This is a genomic window from Nocardia sp. NPDC047654, from assembly GCF_043205035.1.
GTDB lineage: Bacteria > Actinomycetota > Actinomycetes > Mycobacteriales > Mycobacteriaceae > Nocardia.
The window spans coordinates 717,737-733,189 of the sequence record NZ_JBIDDF010000001.1 but is presented as its reverse complement, the minus strand read 5'-3'; the positions used below and the strand labels follow the sequence as shown (position 1 = coordinate 733,189).

The 15,453-nt window shown below is 70.1% G+C and carries 17 protein-coding genes; 1 reads left to right on the top strand and 16 read right to left on the bottom strand.

The window, feature by feature from the left end:
• Positions 1-113 precede the first annotated feature (113 nt).
• Entirely contained in the window at positions 114-2,153 is a 2,040-nt protein-coding gene (locus ACGF7Y_RS03490) for an ArnT family glycosyltransferase (RefSeq protein WP_393228758.1), read from the top strand.
• Positions 2,154-2,242: 89 nt separating this feature from the next.
• On the opposite strand, the gene ACGF7Y_RS03485 is transcribed toward ACGF7Y_RS03490, so the two are convergent.
• The 16 genes from ACGF7Y_RS03485 to ACGF7Y_RS03410 form a co-directional block, all read right to left on the bottom strand.
• The gene (locus tag ACGF7Y_RS03485) at positions 2,243-2,656 is read right to left on the bottom strand and encodes a hypothetical protein (protein WP_062973988.1); all 414 of its coding nucleotides are present in this window, start codon (positions 2,654-2,656) and stop codon (positions 2,243-2,245) included.
• A gap of 29 nt (positions 2,657-2,685) precedes the next feature.
• A complete protein-coding gene (locus ACGF7Y_RS03480; RefSeq protein WP_393228756.1) occupies positions 2,686-3,195 on the bottom strand; it encodes a DUF2231 domain-containing protein in 510 nt (169 codons plus the stop codon).
• A 719-nt stretch (positions 3,196-3,914) separates the two neighbouring features.
• On the bottom strand, positions 3,915-4,658 hold the full coding sequence (locus ACGF7Y_RS03475) for a DUF6390 family protein (RefSeq protein ID WP_393228754.1): 744 nt from the start codon (positions 4,656-4,658) through the stop codon (positions 3,915-3,917).
• Entirely contained in the window at positions 4,655-5,725 is a 1,071-nt protein-coding gene (locus ACGF7Y_RS03470) for a HoxN/HupN/NixA family nickel/cobalt transporter (protein ID WP_393230920.1), read from the bottom strand. The genes ACGF7Y_RS03475 and ACGF7Y_RS03470 overlap by 4 nt, the downstream gene beginning before the upstream one ends.
• An 85-nt stretch (positions 5,726-5,810) precedes the next feature.
• Positions 5,811-6,887 (bottom strand): hydrogenase expression/formation protein HypE, encoded by a 1,077-nt coding sequence (gene hypE / locus ACGF7Y_RS03465; protein ID WP_393228753.1) that lies wholly within the window; start codon positions 6,885-6,887, stop codon positions 5,811-5,813.
• Entirely contained in the window at positions 6,880-7,992 is a 1,113-nt protein-coding gene (hypD, locus tag ACGF7Y_RS03460) for a hydrogenase formation protein HypD (protein ID WP_393228751.1), read from the bottom strand. Before hypD ends, hypE begins: the two co-directional genes overlap by 8 nt.
• The gene (locus tag ACGF7Y_RS03455; protein ID WP_393228749.1) at positions 7,989-8,315 is read right to left on the bottom strand and encodes a HypC/HybG/HupF family hydrogenase formation chaperone; all 327 of its coding nucleotides are present in this window, start codon (positions 8,313-8,315) and stop codon (positions 7,989-7,991) included. Before ACGF7Y_RS03455 ends, hypD begins: the two co-directional genes overlap by 4 nt.
• A gap of 16 nt (positions 8,316-8,331) precedes the next feature.
• Positions 8,332-10,698, bottom strand: coding sequence for a carbamoyltransferase HypF (locus ACGF7Y_RS03450; RefSeq protein ID WP_393228748.1), 2,367 nt, complete (start codon positions 10,696-10,698; stop codon positions 8,332-8,334).
• Positions 10,695-10,937 carry a HypC/HybG/HupF family hydrogenase formation chaperone gene (locus tag ACGF7Y_RS03445; protein ID WP_040867901.1) on the bottom strand — a complete coding sequence of 81 codons (243 nt, stop codon included), beginning with the start codon at positions 10,935-10,937 and terminating at the stop codon, positions 10,695-10,697. The genes ACGF7Y_RS03450 and ACGF7Y_RS03445 overlap by 4 nt, the downstream gene beginning before the upstream one ends.
• 2 nt (positions 10,938-10,939) lie before the next feature.
• Positions 10,940-11,446 carry a hydrogenase maturation protease gene (locus tag ACGF7Y_RS03440; protein WP_393228746.1) on the bottom strand — a complete coding sequence of 169 codons (507 nt, stop codon included), beginning with the start codon at positions 11,444-11,446 and terminating at the stop codon, positions 10,940-10,942.
• Between the two features lie 13 nt (positions 11,447-11,459).
• A complete protein-coding gene (locus ACGF7Y_RS03435; RefSeq protein WP_393228744.1) occupies positions 11,460-11,777 on the bottom strand; it encodes a hypothetical protein in 318 nt (105 codons plus the stop codon).
• A 21-nt stretch (positions 11,778-11,798) separates the two neighbouring features.
• A complete protein-coding gene (locus ACGF7Y_RS03430) occupies positions 11,799-11,918 on the bottom strand; it encodes a DUF6893 family small protein (protein WP_085994907.1) in 120 nt (39 codons plus the stop codon).
• 13 nt (positions 11,919-11,931) lie between these two features.
• Positions 11,932-13,260: a hypothetical protein gene (locus ACGF7Y_RS03425; protein ID WP_393228742.1), complete on the bottom strand. Its 1,329-nt coding sequence runs from the start codon at positions 13,258-13,260 to the stop codon at positions 11,932-11,934.
• Complete coding sequence (locus ACGF7Y_RS03420) at positions 13,257-13,904, bottom strand: DUF6084 family protein (RefSeq protein ID WP_393228740.1); 648 nt, start codon at positions 13,902-13,904, stop codon at positions 13,257-13,259. The genes ACGF7Y_RS03425 and ACGF7Y_RS03420 overlap by 4 nt, the downstream gene beginning before the upstream one ends.
• Positions 13,901-14,536: a DUF5947 family protein gene (locus ACGF7Y_RS03415; RefSeq protein ID WP_393228738.1), complete on the bottom strand. Its 636-nt coding sequence runs from the start codon at positions 14,534-14,536 to the stop codon at positions 13,901-13,903. Before ACGF7Y_RS03415 ends, ACGF7Y_RS03420 begins: the two co-directional genes overlap by 4 nt.
• Positions 14,533-15,447 (bottom strand): NifU family protein, encoded by a 915-nt coding sequence (locus tag ACGF7Y_RS03410; protein ID WP_393230917.1) that lies wholly within the window; start codon positions 15,445-15,447, stop codon positions 14,533-14,535. The genes ACGF7Y_RS03415 and ACGF7Y_RS03410 overlap by 4 nt, the downstream gene beginning before the upstream one ends.
• Positions 15,448-15,453 lie beyond the last annotated feature (6 nt).

The window sequence follows — 15,453 nt, the reverse complement described above, 5'->3', positions numbered from 1 at the left end:
CGTGCGCTGATGCGCGCCGTCGGCGTTCGCCGAACGACACAAGGCGCGGCACTCACAGCTGATTGCCAGCTGATGCGCAGGCGATTCACCAGGACGCTTGCGAAGCTCCAGCGGTGACAGCGATCCCCGCCGCGGCCGCCGTGCCCGATGCGCATCCGATTGCCACCCGCGCCGGATCGGCCGACTTACCGCCCGCGCGAGGGTGGGAGCGCGTAGGGCTTTCCCTCCTGCTGATCGGGACCACGGTCGCGTATCTGTGGCACATCACGGTCAACGGGATGGGCAACGACTTCTATGCCGCGGCAGCCTGGTCCGGTGCACGGAACTGGAAGGCGGTGCTGTTCGGTTCCCTTGATCCGGGCAACTTCATCACCGTGGACAAGCCGCCGGTATCGCAATGGGTGATGGGCGTATCGGGGCAGCTGTTCGGATTCGGCAGCGCGAGCATGCTGGCGCCGCAGGCGCTGATGGCCGTGGCCGCGGTGGCATTGCTGTACGCGATGGTCACCGAGGCGACCGCCAACCGGGCCGCCGGACTGCTGGCCGGAGCCGTTCTCGCGGCAACGCCGGTGGTGGCCTTGATGTTCCGATTCAACAATCCGGATGCCGTCATGGTGCTGCTGATGACCGCGGGCGCGTACTGCACGCTCCGGGCGGCGCGGCAGGCGAGCGCGCGCTGGCTGATGCTGGCGGGCGTCGCGCTCGGATTCGCGTTCCTGGCGAAGATGCTCGAGGGGCTCATGGTGCTGCCCGCCTTGGCGCTCACCTATCTGATCGTCGCGCCGGCCTCGGCGCGAAAACGCCTGCTGCACTTGTCGGCCGCCGCCGCGGCGCTGGTCGTCTCCTCGGGCTGGTATGTCCTGCTGACGGTCCTGTGGCCCGCCACCGCGCGGCCCTACCTGGCGGGCTCGACGAACAACACGTTCATGGATCTGGTGCTGGGCTACAACGGGTTCGCTCGTTTCCTGGGGCACAATCATCGTGGCGGCAACCGGTTCGCGCTGCCGCCCGGATACGAGATGCCACCGACCGCCGGGCATACCGGTGGCGGGTTCGCCGGATCGAGCGGACCGAGTCCGGTTCGCCTGTTCAGCGGCGAGATCGGATTCGAGATCTCCTGGCTGCTTCCGGCTGCCCTGCTCGCCTTCGTACTGGTGCTCGTCTCCCGTGGGCGGGCGCCTCGCACCGACCTGATCCGTGCGGCCGCATTGGCTTTCGGGTTGTGGCTGATCGTCGACGGCGTCGCGTTCACCGTGATGCGCGGCGGCATGCATGCCTACTACACGCTGGCGATCGGTCCCGCCGTGGCCGGGATGTTCGCGATCGGGGTGGCCGAGATGTGGCGGCGGCGGTCCGCGGCGTTCGGCCGAGTCGGCGCCGCCGCACTGGTGTTCACGTCGGGGCTGTGGGCGTTCGTCCTGCTCGACCGCAACCCCGAGTGGCTACCGCCCCTGCGTTGGGCGCTCGCGGTGGTCTCCGCGGCGGCGGCGCTCGCACTGGTCGCCGCCGCGTTCCCCGGCGGAGCGCGGCGGGTGCGAGCCGGAGCCGTCTCGCTGCTCGTCGTCTCGGGTGTGCTCGCAGGCATCGGCGGATCGACGGCGTACGCCGCGGCCACCCTGCCGCAGGCGCATACCGGGGGCAGCCCGACCGTCGGCCCCGCCGAGCCCGCGGCTCCGGACCCGGGGAACGACGTGCGCCGCGAGGTGACCTCGTTCGTGAACGGAGAGGTCGAACCTCGACTTTCCGCGCTGTTGCGCGACACCTCCACGACCTGGTCGGCCGCCGTGGACCGCTCCTCGGTCGCCGCGTCGCTCGAACTCGCCAGCCACACCCCGGTCGTCGCCATCGGCGGTTTCACCTCCGACGACCCGGTACCCACCCTCGACGAATTCCAGACCATGATCCGCACTCATCAGGTGACGTACTACCTCGCGCAAGAGGTGCGGCTGCCCGATTCGTGGCGCGTGCGCAGCCGGGTCGAGGCGCCCGCCGGGCCGGGTCCGGACAACGGATGGTGGCGCCCGGCCGGGCACGAAGACATCGCCGAGTGGGTGTCCGCGCACTACACGGCGGTACACATCGGCAATGTCGCCGTCTACGACCTCACCGCGCCGGCCTGCGCCGATGCACCCGGAAGTACCTGCGCGAAATGATCGGACAGCCCCGGCAGTGTCACCGCCGTGCACTTGTGGTGATGGCGCGTTCCGGTGGCGGCTGAGGATCGGAGCCGGGTAGGACCGGGTCAGCTCGTGCCCACACCGAGGGCGGTCAGCAGCACCAGCACGACGGTGAGCACGGCCAGCACGCCGTGGCCCGCGACGATGGCGACGGGAAAGTGCCCTTCGGGAGGTTCTGCCGTACCCGCCGAACGGGCACGGTAGGTGGGCAGCCAGCGCAGCAGCATCGCGAATCCGAGCAGCGCGACGGGGATCAGCAGGACGAACGCGACCCACGCCAGTGCGTCCGTGTCGAGGACGAGGTACAGGATCCAGCAGATCAGTCCGGCAACGGCGAGCGTGAAGTGACCGAACACGACCGGCACGGGCAGCTGGGTGGAACTCGGTTGCCGCGTCCCGCCCCGGGCGATCCACGTGCCGAGCATGAAGAAACCGCCGCCCGCGGTGAGCAGCCAAGAAACCAGTGCGGCGATGCCCATGGTGTGCCTCCTGAGGGATGCGAAGGGATTCAGTGGGTGAAGCCGCCGGCTTGGGTGGTTTCGTCGGCGACCCGCACGCCATAGCGATAAGCCAGCTTGCCGCCGAGATACCCGGAAATCGCCAGCGTCACCAGGCTCGCCGCCGACAGGGTCAGCGGCCCGGCCGGGACCGCGACCGCGAGGTCCGCCCCCCGCCGCCACACGAAACCCAGCGCATAGGCGACGGTCACCAGCAAGTTGAGAGTCATGTGCAGCAAGCCGGTACGGAAGGCGGGCGTGCCGGTCGGGATCGCGAGCAGATCGAGGAACCCGATCGTCGCGGCGATCAAGGCGCCGAGCACGCCGATCGCGATCAACCAGGACGATCCCTCGACAAGGAAGTCCGGATCGTCGACGAGGCGGGACGCGATGTCGAACACGAAACTGGCGACCCAGGCGCCGATCGGGACGGTGACCAGTATCGGATGGAACGGGTGCCCGTACGGACCTGCCAGCACCGCACTCACCGGCCGCTTTCCCTGCCGTGGATCGCCGCTCATCACATACCTCCGCCGAGGTCGATCAGGTCGATGACGAAAGTGGACTTACCCGCCGCGCGGGACATTCACACCGCGCATCGGGTCGACCACAATCGACCCCGGGGTCGATTCTCGCAGTCGAATACTCGGCGCGTAACGCGCTGGGTTTGTCGCACCGGAACGGTGACCGAAACACTCGCACGTCACACCGCGACATCATTCGACTTTCCGTCTGCGGAACGGCCGCTACATCATCGGCATCATTGGCATCATCGGCATCTGCATGCCGGGGAACATACGATTCCACCAGTCGCGCGCCATCCCCATCATCTGATCCATCACGGTAGTTCACCTCCCTTCAACAGGACTCGAGAAGCAGGTCGGCTCATCGGACTCGAAGGTGAGGAAACGCGGTCTCACGGCGCGATAATCACCGGGAAACAATTCCTGGGTAGCGATGAATTTTCTGCCCGGGCGACCATTGGCGAATCCACGCGGCACTCCTCGCGGTCGAGATCGACAGCTGTGTACATTCTACTCCGAGCACGGTTGCCGAAAAACGTCGTCGCGCCTTACGAATTCGCCGAATCGTCGAGTGCGGCGCATTTCCACCGATCGGATCTTGGCGTCCTAATGAAATATCGCCATAGGCCTCGGACGACGACGGCGACCCTGTCGGACCGATGAAGCCCACCGCCACGAATTCGGCGTTCGTGATCGGCGGCGCGGCACAGAGTTCGTCAGCTCGCCGGGCTCCGCCGCGCGACCAACCGCCGATTGGTGACCTCCAGCTGACGCACCGTGCCCGCCTCGAGAGCACGCACCCCGGCGTCGTCCAGTCGCCCGCACAGCCGCCCCCAATGCACCGCGACCCGCTCCCCCGCCGCCACGTCGGGCAGCGCCGCGTACCCGTCCACCCGGATCGGCACGGACTCGGACGTCTCCGCCGACAGCGTGAGGCGTTCTCCGTCCCAACGGAGCCTGCGGCAGCGCAGCGAGACCTCGCCGCCGCTGCGGTCGAGGACCGTTCCCCAGGTGATCCGGCAGCTGTCGAGGACGTGCAGGGGATGTGCGTTGCCGTGCCGGAGCAGCCGCGACCACGGGTACACACCGAAGACGTGGAAACAATGGTTGGCCGCGGCCTCCTCGGCCAACCGCGGGGTCAGATGCGTCCAGTATCCGCCCGCGACCGGGCCGAGCAGACTCAGCAGTTCCGCGGTGAACTCATGGGGGTCCAGGCTCGCGCCGACTCCACCGCCCAGCCAATAGGATTCGACGAGCCTGCGGTCCAGCGGATCGGCGATGCCGGTCATCCGGGCCATCACCAACAGGTAGGGCCACGCGCCGGTGAACCGGCGCGCCACCGCGCGCACCTGTTCTTCCGAGCCGTCCCGCAACGCGGCCGCGTCGGGTGGCCCGCAGTAGCCGAGCCGGTTGGGCGCGTAGGCGTACCGGGCGAACATCTCCGCGCCGCCGCCCGTCATCGGCAGGGCCTTCCACCGGCGCGCTCGACGGACCAGCGCTGTTCGAGCCTGCCGAATCGCCACACCGCCACCGCCACCGCCCAGGTGAGCACGAACAGTCCGGCGATCAGCAAGCCCATGGCGCCGAGATCCAGCCCGCCGACCCAGGCCACCGGGCCGTCGGCGATGCCGAACTCCTCGGCCAGCACCGAGATCATCTCCTGCGCGCCGATCAGCAGGGCCACCACGACCGACAGCCCCGTGACGACGATGTTGTAGTAGACGCTGCGCAGCGGCCCCGCGAACGCCCACCCGTACGCGTAGTTCATGAACGCGCCGTCCAGCGCGTCGAACAGCGTCATTCCCGCCGAGAACAACACCGGCAGCACCAGGATCGCGTACCACGGCAGGGCGGTCGCCGCCGCGCCGCCCGCGATCACCAGCAGGCTCACCTCGGTGACGGTGTCGAAGCCGAGGCCGAACAGCAGTCCGACCGGGTACATCTGCCACGGCGCGCGCACCGCTCGGGTCAGCGGGCCGATCACGCGCTGCAAGGCGCCGCGGTCGTCCAGCTGCTGCCGCAACGCGGCCTCGTCGTATGTCCCGCGCCGCATGCCGCGGAACACCCGCCAGATCCCGATCAAGGAGACCAGGTTCAACAGGCCGATGGCGAGCAGGAAGGTTCCCGAGACGCCGGTTCCGAACACCCCGGTCCAGCGGTGCAGCCCGGACTCCTCGTCCCGCAGGTTTCCCGCCAGCGCCTTGACGCCGAACGCCAGTAGCGCGACCAGGACGAAGACGATGGTGGAGTGGCCGAGGGAGAACCAGAACCCCACCGACAGCGGCCTGCGCCCGTCGGCGACCAGCTTGCGGGTGGTGTTGTCGATGGCGGCGATGTGGTCGGCGTCGAAGGCATGCCGCATCCCGAGCGTGTACGCGGTGACGCCCAGACCGACGCCGAACACCGCACCGTCCACGACGTACCCGCCGGGGACCACGACCAGCAGCAGTGCCGACCACCCGAGGACGTGCAGGGTGACGACGACCGCCGCCATCCCGGCGACGCCGCGCCGCTGCCGTCCGTCCAGTGGACCGGGCGCCGCTGTGGGGCTATCGGCGATCCGAACGATGATCCACACCTCGCCTTCTGGCTCCGGACCGTTGCGTCCGCCGTCAGCAGATTCGCGGCAATTGCTCGCCCGCGGGCAGGTCCACCACCCGCGTCCCGCCGAGCGCGGTGCGGGCCACCACCATGCCGGGATGTTCGGCGACGCACCGGCCGATCACCGCGGCCTGCGCACCCAGCGGGTGCTCCCGCATCGCCGCGAGCACGCGATCGGCGTCCTCGGCCGCGACGAACGCCAGCAGCTTGCCCTCGTTGGCCACGTACATCGGGTCCAGGCCGAGCAGCCCGCACGCGTCGCGCACGCCGTCGGGCACCGGCAGCTGCCGCTCGTCCAGGGATACGCCGACCCCCGCGGCGCGGGCGATCTCGTTGAGCGAGGCCGCGACGCCGCCGCGGGTGGGGTCGCGCAGCACGTGCACGTCGGCGCCGGTGGCCAGCATCGCCGCGACCAAGCCGTGCAGCGGCGCGGTGTCGCTGAGCACGGTGGTGCCGAATTCCAGTCCTTCGCGGCAGCTGAGCACCGCGACACCGTGCACGCCGATGTCGCCGCTGACCAGCACGACGTCGCCCGGCCTCGCGCGCTGCGGCCGGATGTCGACCTCGGGGGCCACCACGCCGATTCCGGCGGTGTTGATGTAGATCCCATCTCCGTGTCCGGCGTCCACGACCTTCGTGTCGCCGGTGACCAGCTGGACTTCCGCCGCCAGCGCGGCGGTGCCGACCGCCTGCGCGATGCGCGCGATGTCGGCCAGCGCGGTGCCCTCCTCCAGGATGAACGCGGTGGACAGCACCATCGGGCGCGCACCGGACATGGCCAGATCGTTCACCGTGCCGTTGACCGCGAGTTCACCGATCGTGCCGCCAGGGAACACGATCGGCTTCACCACGAACGAATCGGTGGAGAAGGCCAGACGCGCGCCGTCGAGCGTGACCACCGCGGAGTCGCCGAGGTCGGCGTGCGCGGCCGAGCCGAACGCGGGCAGGAACAGATGCTCGATCAGTTCGCCGGACATCGCTCCGCCGCCGCCGTGGCCCATCACGATGTTCGGCGCGTCCCGCAGCGGCATCGGGCAGACCCAGCCCTCCACGTCGATAGCCACGGGGGCGGCGCCGTCCTCACGCATGGGCCACCTCCGCGGGCAGATCGAGCCGCCGGTACAGGTAGTAGGCGGCGCACGCGCCTTCGGAGGACACCATGGTGGCGCCCAGCGGGTTACGCGGCGTGCACTGCTTGCCGAAGGCGGCGCACTCGTTGGGTTTGATCAACCCTTGCAGCACCTCGCCGGAACGGCAGATGGTCGATTCGGCGGTGTGCAGGTCGCCCACGGCGAAGCGGTGTTCGGCGTCGAACTCGCGATAGCGATCCGACAGCCGCCAGCCGCTGCGCGGGATCACGCCGATGCCCCGCCAGGCTCGGTCGGTGACCTCGAAGACGTCCTGCAGCATGGCCTTCGCCGCGGGATTGCCCGTCGCGGACACCGCGCGCGGGTAGGCGTTCTCCAGTTCGTGTCTGCCCGACTCCAGTTGCAGCACGGTGCGGCGGATGCCCTCCAGGATGTCCAGCGGCTCGAACCCGGTGACCACCATCGGCACCTTGTACTGCTCGGCCAGCGGCGGATACTCGTCGGTGCCCATCACGGTGCAGACGTGCCCGGCGGCGAGGAACCCCTGCACCCGGCAGGTCGGCGACTCCATGATCGCGGCGATGGCAGGCGGCACCAGAACGTGCGACACCAGCAGCGAGAAGTTCCGGATGCCCAGGCGCTTTGCCTGATACACCGTCATCGCGTTGGCCGGAGCGGTGGTCTCGAAACCGATACCGAAGAACACGACTTGCCGGTCGGGATTCTCCTTGGCCAGGTTCAGCGCGTCCAGCGGCGAGTACACCACCCGGACGTCACCGCCTTCGCTCTTGACCCGGAACAGGTCCTTGGCGCTGCCGGGCACGCGCAGCATGTCGCCGAACGAGCAGAAGATCACGCCCGGCCGCGCGGCGATCTCCAGCGCCTTGTCGATCACCTCAAGCGGGGTGACGCAGACCGGGCAGCCGGGACCGTGGATCATCTCGATCTGGTCGGGCAGCAGTTGGTCGATGCCGTGGCGGATGATCGAATGGGTTTGTCCGCCACAGACTTCCATGATCGCCCAGCGGCGGCTGGTCGCGGTGCGGATCCGATCGAGCAGGCGCTGGGCCAGCTCGGGATTGCTGAATTCGTCCAGGTATTTCATGACCGGTCCTCCGGTTCCTCGCGTGATGGCTCGGCGGCTGGGTTGTCCATGCCCGCCTGCTTCGCGGCGATGGCGAAACCGTCGCCGAATTCCTCGTTCAGTACGCCGAGGTGCTCGAACTCGGCCAGGGTCCGCAACGCGGACTCCTCGTCCAGCCGCTGGATCGCGAAACCGACGTGGACCACGACGTAGTCACCGACCGCCGCGTCCGGGATGTATTGCAGGCACACATCCTTGTGCACGCCGCCGAAGTCGACGACCGACATCAGCGTGCCGTCCCGCTCGTGCAGGCTGAGCACTTTGCCTGGTACCGCAAGACACATCGTTGCTCTCCTTCGCTCATCCCTCGCTGCACGCGAGGAGTTGCCCGAACGCGAGGCCGCCGTCGTTGGGCGGCAGTCGGTGGTGGGTGATCACGGTGAAGCCGTTGTCGCGCAGCAGCGCACACGATCGCGCGAGCAGCAGGGCGTTCTGGAAAACGCCGCCGGACAGGGCGACGACCGTCGCAGGGGCGGCGTAGCGAGCGGCGAGCTCGAGCACCAGCCGGGCGACGGCGGCGTGGAACCGGGCGCCCACCACCTGCGCGGGTGCGCCCGCGCGCACGTCGGCGACCACATCCGCGAGCACCGGTGCGGGATCGATCAGGGCGGGATCACCATCGACCAGTGGGAACCGGTATGCGGTGGCGCCTTCGGCGCCCGCCCGGGACAACCCTTCCAGCTCGATGGCCGCCTGCGCTTCGTAGTCGACGACGTGCCGCACGCCGCACAGCGAGGACACCGCGTCGAACAGCCGGCCCATGCTGGACGTGGGAGCGCAGCCCCAACCGGTCCGGAGCTGGTGGGCCAGCACCGAACGCTCGGCGGGCGGACATGCCGCGACCGCCGGAATGTCCTCGGTCCACTCGATCCCGGCCGACCGCAGATGCGCCAGCGCCATGCGGTAGGGCCTGCGCACCGCGAGATCGCCGCCGGCCAGCGGCACGTATTTCAGATGGGCCAGGCGGCGATAGCCCTTGTAACCCGCGAGCAGCACCTCACCGCCCCACACCGCCGCGTCCGGTCCGTATCCGGTGCCGTCGAAGGCGATGCCGACCACCTGGTCGCTCGCGCCGAGTCCGTGCTCGCCCATGACGGCGGCGATGTGCGCGTGGTGGTGCTGGACGGTGTACACGGCTCGCTCACCCGCGTGCCTGCGCGCCCACGCGGTGGAGCGGTAGCCGGGATGCGCGTCGGCGACCAGTTGGGCGGGCCGCACCCCGGTGAGTTCCGCGAGGTGGCGCTGGGCCGCGTCGAAGGAGCGCAGCGTCGCCAGATCGTCCATGTCGCCGATGTGCTGGCTCAGCCAGGCGTATCGACCGTCGGCCACCGCGCACGTGTTCTTGAGGTCGGCGCCGACGGCGAGCGTCGGCGGCAGCGGAACCGGCAGCAGCAGCGGCAGCGGCGCGTACCCGCGCGAGCGCCGGACGGGCAGTTCGTGGCCGTCGAGCGAACGCACCACCGAGTCGTCACAGGGCACCAGGATGCGCCGGTTGTGCGTCAGCCAGCCGTCGGCCAGCCCGGCCAGCCGGGTGCGGGCGTCCTCGTCCTGGTAGCAGATCGGCTCGCCGCCGAGGTTGCCGGAGGTCATCACCAGCACCTGCGGGCCGGGCAGGTCGCCGGGCAGACCGAAGAGCAACAGATGCAGCGGGGTGTAGGCGAGCATGACGCCCAGGTCCGGGTTGCCGGGTGCCACCGAGGGAGCCGGGATCGGGCGGCACGCCCGCGCCGCGCCCACCGACACGGTGTCTTCACCCGGCTGAGCGGCGCGGATCGAACCGGCTGCGAAAGAGGAGGATGCCCCGGCCGCGGACCGGCGAGCGAGCAGCACGATCGGGCGAGCCGGGCTGGTCAGCAGCGTCGCGGCGGCGTCGTCGACGGCGACGATGGCCCTCGCCGTTGCGAGATCCGGCACCATCACGGCGAACGGCTTGTCCCCGCGGCGTTTGCGTCCGCGCAACTGCGCCACGGCCGTTTCGTCGGTGGCGTCGCAGGCCAAGTGGTATCCGCCGATGCCTTTGACGGCCAGGATGCCGCCCGCGCGCAGCAGCTGCCGCGCGGCCGTCAGCGGCGCACCGGCTCCCGGTCCGGTATACGCGAGCGTGGGACCGCAGTCGGGGCAGGCGATCGGTTGCGCGTGGAAGCGGCGGTCGGCGGGATCGGCGTACTCCCGCGCGCACCGGCCGCACATGACGAAGTCGGCCATCGACGTCCGCTCGCGGTCGTAGGGCAGGCTCGCGATGATGGTGAAACGCGGACCGCAATTGGTGCAGTTGACGAACGGATGGCGATAGCGGCGGTCGCCGGGATCGCGCAACTCGCGTTCGCAGTCGGCGCAGATCGCGACATCGGGAGAGGCCAGCGTGCGGCCGCCCCCGTCGCGGGTGGTATCCGCGATGCGGAAGCCGGTGCCGCCGCGCACCGGGATGTCGGCCTGCTCGACCGACTCGACCACCGCCAGCGGCGGCGGGCGCAGCCGCAGCCGCTCGGCGAACCGGTCCAGATCCGGCGGCGCACCCTCGATTTCGATGACGACGCCGCTGCTGTCGTTGCCGACGCTGCCCGACAGGGACAACTCGGCGGCGGTGGTGTAGACGAACGGGCGGAACCCGACCCCTTGGACCACACCGCGCACGAGCAGACGACGCCGCAGCCGCTGGGTGGTCATGGCAGGTCTCCGCGTTGCAGCAAGCGCAACCCGTCCAGCGCCGCCGTGGCCCCGGCCTCGTCGGTCTTCTCCACCGCGAAACCCATGTGGATGATCACCCAGTCACCCGGCCGGGCCGGATCCTCGTCGAGCAGGCCGATGTTCACCTTCCGCTGCTCGCCGGACACCTCGACCAGCGCGATCTGGCCGTGGTAGCCGTCGGGGATCGCCAGCACGCGTCCCGGGATGCCCAGACACATCGTCAGTCCTCCTGTCGCGCTGTGGCCCGCCGCAGCGGCTCGGAACCATCGGGTGCTCCGGCGGACAGCAACTCGGCGAGCACACCGCCCACGGCCGCCACCGCCTCGTCCACCGCCGCGGCGACCGGCTCGGACAGACCGATGCCCTCCGCCACGCAGGCGACCTGGCAGCCGATCACCACGGTGGGCGGGAGCGCACCGCCCAGAGCCCGTACTCCGGCGAAGACCGCGTCCGGGCTCATCGCGTGCGCGTCGAGATGCGCGGCGCCGGTGTCCTCCGCCGCGGCGGCGAACACCTCGATCCGGCCGGGTGCGCCGCGATCGGGCAGCGCGTCGATCAGCACCAGCGCGTCCCAGGGATCGAGCAGGTCGTAGGCGAGGTGCATGCCGCGGATCCCGTAGTCCACCGCGCGCACGCCCGGGTCGGGGTGGAGCGGCAACCGCCGCACCACCTCGGGTCCGAATCCGTCGTCGCCGAGGAAGATGTTGCCGATCCCGGCGATCAGCACCGCGCCCGTGGATTCACCCCTCTTCCTCGGTCGGCGTTGTCGCGCCGCCCACCCGGGCGTCGTCGACCTTCCCGGTCGCCGTCTCGGAGGGGGCGTTGGCGGTCTCCTTGCGCTCGTCGTAGGGCGGCGTCGCCGATTCGGTGCCGGACGGCGCTTCCGAGGTGAACTCGGTGCCCTTCTTGGTGTCGTCGGAGTGCGCGGAGGTCATTTCCTCGTGATCGATGCGCCCCGGCTCCCGATCCGCCGGACCCCCGGCCGCGACGTGCGCGCCGGTGTCGCGCGAACCCGGCGCGCCCCGTGCCGATTGCGGCTCTTCGCGATGCTCAGCCATGATGCTCCTTTCCGTCGGCCGCTACATGTGCCGGATCTTGAGGTATCGCCGCAGATCCGGGATCGAGCGCACGCCGAGATACACTCCCGCCGCCACCAGCACGGCGACGACGGTTGTCGACACCACTCCCACGGTTTCCATAGCGGACTTCCTTTCACTTCTCGGTGCCGTCCAGCGGCTCCACTTCGTCGGGGGCGAAATACAGGTAGCGGCCGTACCATTCGTGCAACTCGGCCGCCGGGTCGTCGTCCAGCACGACCCCGACGTGCGCCTGCCCGTCCACGTCCTCGTGGACCGAGACGACCCGGGCGCACCGGCCGTCGAAGAACAGATCCTGTGCGTCGGCCCGCCGCGACGGATGCAGTCGGACCCTGCTGCCCTTGCGCACGAGCACGCCCGCGACCGGCACCGCGTCGAGGTCGGGGCGTACGGCCTCGTCGGCCGACGGATCCCACCAATCGAGGCCTTCGGGGATCTCCGGGATCAGTCCCGGGCCTTCGGCGTGGGGGTCGCGCAGCACCCCGTGCAGCTGCCGCATCGCGTCGGGTGACATGGCTTCGCAGCGGTCGATGATCTCCGCCGCGCGCGGATCGGTGGCCCGCGCCCGTGCCTTCTCCGCGTCGGTCATCGTGAGGATCCGCAGCGTGAGGATCTCGTCGATCTCGGTGGAGTCGAACAGCGCGCCTTCGCTCTGCTCCGCGATCTCCGGATGGTCGTAGAGGATGATCGGCGAGATCAGCAGCATGCTGTAGTCGCCGGGCGGCCCCGCGAGCACCGGGAAGCAGCGGTACCGATCGCAGCGGGCGGCCGCGGCCACCGCCTCCGGAGGCGGCTCCAGCAGCGAGACGAATTCGCCGCCGGTGATCTCCACGATGACGTGCGCGCCGATCAGCGAGCGGGCGATGGCGTCGCGCTGGTCGGTCGCGGGTTCCCCCACATTGCGCAGGATGACGGTCAGCCGCGCGAAGCCGTCGTCCCGGTCGGCCGCGAGTTCCAGCTCGCCCGCCAGCGGCAGCCGGGTCCGCACGAACGTGCCTCGCCCGGGGGCGGCGGCCGTGGCGATCTCCTCGGTGTCGCGGCCGCCCGGGATGTCCAGCGGCCGCACGAGGCGGCCCGGCGGGACCGGGCCGATGACGACCTCCTGCTCGACCGCCTCGTCCCAGGACAGCCACGACCGCTCGCCGTCGGACCACTCGGCGACGGACGCGCCGCCCCCGTCCATCACTTGGCGGCGCTGGAGCTGGAGGAACCGGACGGTCAGGGTGATCTCCGGATGTTCGCCGGGAGCGACCAGGCACTGCGCCGACAGTGCCTGCTCCTCACCGAGCCCTGCGGCGGCGGCTCCGCGCGGCCCCAGCACACCGAACTGCCATCGCGACTGGTTCTTGCGTGCGTCGGCCCGGTAGGGGTAGAGCAAGTAGCCCTCGTAGAGCACCGCGTCGGCAACGGCACGAGCGCGGGCGCGGGCGTCGGCGGTCGTCACGGCGTCTCCTCGGTGCTGGTCAGCAGGCGGGTCACCGCGTCATCGAAACCGGGCAGCCCGTGGCCGGACTTGTAGGCGGCGAGCGCACGGAGGGTGTCGTTGTGCAGCCGCACCCACCCGGAATTCGGGAAGTACGCGGCCATCAGGTTCTGCCACACCGACACGGGCATCTCGAACTTGTCCTCGCGGTCCCACGGGATCTGCTGGATGGCGAATCCGGTACTGCCTCGGATGAATACGGTTCCGCTGAACAGGAAGAGCAGCGGAACCACACCGTCGCGCAACGCGTGCAGGTATTTCGACCCGGTCACCTCGAAGTCGTAGGTGCACGGCATCGGCAGATCCACTTCGGCGCCGCCGGTGAAACCCGGAATCATGGTGGCGCAGTGCATCCAGAGAAACGAACGCTGGGTCTCGTGCCACCGTTCGCGAGGGCCGAACAGATCGACCAGGCCCGCGGCCTCCTCGTCGGAGTAGCCGCGGCGGAACGGCTCGATGCGCACCTGTGCGCGCAAGGCGATGGCGTGCACGGGTTCCTCCGCGAGCGCGGCGATGCCGACGCGCGCGGACAGGATCGGCGCGACGGCATACGGCTCGGGTCTCATCTCGAGCACGGCGAACGTCGTCGAGTACACCGGGCTCATGCCGCACCCCCGGCTCTCGCGCGCGCCGACGCCTCGGCGAAGAACTGTTCCAGATACCGGTGCACGTCCTGACCGCCGTCGAAGCCGTGCCACAGCAGCCGCATCCGGCCGACGAACTCGTAACAGGCGTCGATCGGCAGCAGCAGGCAGGCCGCCTGCTCGGCGCGGCGGTCGGGCACCCGGATGAGCAGCGCTTCCACGTCGGCAGCGAGCACATCCAGCTCGGGATGCCGGTGCAGGATCGCGTTCCATTGCTCCAGCGGCAATTCCGATTCCGTCGCGCCCGCGGGCCCGGGATAGAACGCCACCGTCCGCTCCAGCGCGGAATTGCGGAAGAAGAAGGCCAGGCTCACCGGGATCTCCAACGCGTCCCACTCCGCCCGGCTGATCGTGAAATCGGGGAACGCGAGATACCGATCCGGCACCGCTCGATAGCGCAGCGCCGCGTTCTGGTCGACGAACAGCAGATAGCAGCCGCGGCACACGCACATCAGCTGTCTGCCTTCGACGTTCACGACGTGCCGGTGCTGCTCGGTGATCGGCTCCGCGCACATCTCGCACCGTTCGCCGGGCCGGGGAGCGGGCCCGCGGTCGGCGGCGATTCGCTGGAGCGCGCGAAACGGTGTGCTCACCCGTGCACCCCCACCGGCACCGCCACCGACAGTTCGCCGGATCGCACGAGCACGGGAAGCGGCTCGAGATGCCCGTCGCCGTCGACCCGGGCGCCCGCGTGCACCACGTCGTAGTGCGCCCGGCAGGTGGGGCACCGCAGCACCGCGTCACCGGCCGGGAATCCCACGCGCCGTTCCAGCACCGCGCCCGCGAGCGAGCCGTCGCACCCGGGACAGTGGTCCCGGTAGGCGTACAGTTCCTCGCCCACCCGGCAGGCCAGCACGGTCAGCCCGGCGACGTCGAAACCGCCCACCTCGCCCGCGCTCAACTCGGCCAGTTCGGGGACCGCGACCCAGTTGCCGGACCGTGCGCCGTCCGCGCGCACGCGGGAGAACAGCGAGTCGGCGGAGATCACCCCCGCCGACTCCGTCTGCGCGGCAACGACTTCGATTGACTCGATTTCCGGCGCCGCCGCCCGCACCGCGTCCTCGACGGCCAGTTCGAGCGTCACCGACGAGGACGGACAGCTCTTACAGCTACCCGCCAGTTCCAAGCGGACCACCCCGTCGACGATGTCGACCAGGTGGACATCGCCGCCGTGCGAACCGAGGTAGGGGCGCACGCTGTCCAGCGCGGTGCGCACCCGGGTGGACACATCGTGCGGATGCAACCCGTGCACGAGCAGCAGGCTGGCGACCAGATCGTCGCGGGCCAACCGCTCGACCGCGTCCGCGTCGAGCAGCGCGACCGCGCGGGTCAGCCCCGCGCCGTAGAGTCCGACCAGTTCGCGCACCAGTTGCTCGGCGCGCTCGCGGGCGAGCGCACCGCCCGCCGAACTCGCCTCGAGCAAGGTCTCGATGCGATCGCCGGCTTCCCGCCACCGGGCCTCACCGAATGTCGCGTCGTCCTGGTCGTGCGGGCGATCCTCCACCGTCAC

Bases quoted from the DNA above. Each gene is read 5' to 3' on its own strand.
- ACGF7Y_RS03485 (WP_062973988.1), bottom strand. From the start codon at position 2,656: ATGGGCATCGCCGCACTGGTTTCTTGGCTGCTCACCGCGGGCGGCGGT.
- ACGF7Y_RS03480 (WP_393228756.1), bottom strand. From the start codon at position 3,195: ATGAGCGGCGATCCACGGCAGGGAAAGCGGCCGGTGAGTGCGGTGCTG.
- ACGF7Y_RS03475 (WP_393228754.1), bottom strand. From the start codon at position 4,658: ATGACGGGCGGCGGCGCGGAGATGTTCGCCCGGTACGCCTACGCGCCC.
- hypE (WP_393228753.1), bottom strand. From the start codon at position 6,887: ATGCGTGAGGACGGCGCCGCCCCCGTGGCTATCGACGTGGAGGGCTGG.
- hypD (WP_393228751.1), bottom strand. From the start codon at position 7,992: ATGAAATACCTGGACGAATTCAGCAATCCCGAGCTGGCCCAGCGCCTG.
- ACGF7Y_RS03455 (WP_393228749.1), bottom strand. From the start codon at position 8,315: ATGTGTCTTGCGGTACCAGGCAAAGTGCTCAGCCTGCACGAGCGGGAC.
- ACGF7Y_RS03450 (WP_393228748.1), bottom strand. From the start codon at position 10,698: ATGACCACCCAGCGGCTGCGGCGTCGTCTGCTCGTGCGCGGTGTGGTC.
- ACGF7Y_RS03445 (WP_040867901.1), bottom strand. From the start codon at position 10,937: ATGTGTCTGGGCATCCCGGGACGCGTGCTGGCGATCCCCGACGGCTAC.
- ACGF7Y_RS03435 (WP_393228744.1), bottom strand. From the start codon at position 11,777: ATGGCTGAGCATCGCGAAGAGCCGCAATCGGCACGGGGCGCGCCGGGT.
- ACGF7Y_RS03430 (WP_085994907.1), bottom strand. From the start codon at position 11,918: ATGGAAACCGTGGGAGTGGTGTCGACAACCGTCGTCGCCGTGCTGGTG.
- ACGF7Y_RS03420 (WP_393228740.1), bottom strand. From the start codon at position 13,904: ATGAGCCCGGTGTACTCGACGACGTTCGCCGTGCTCGAGATGAGACCC.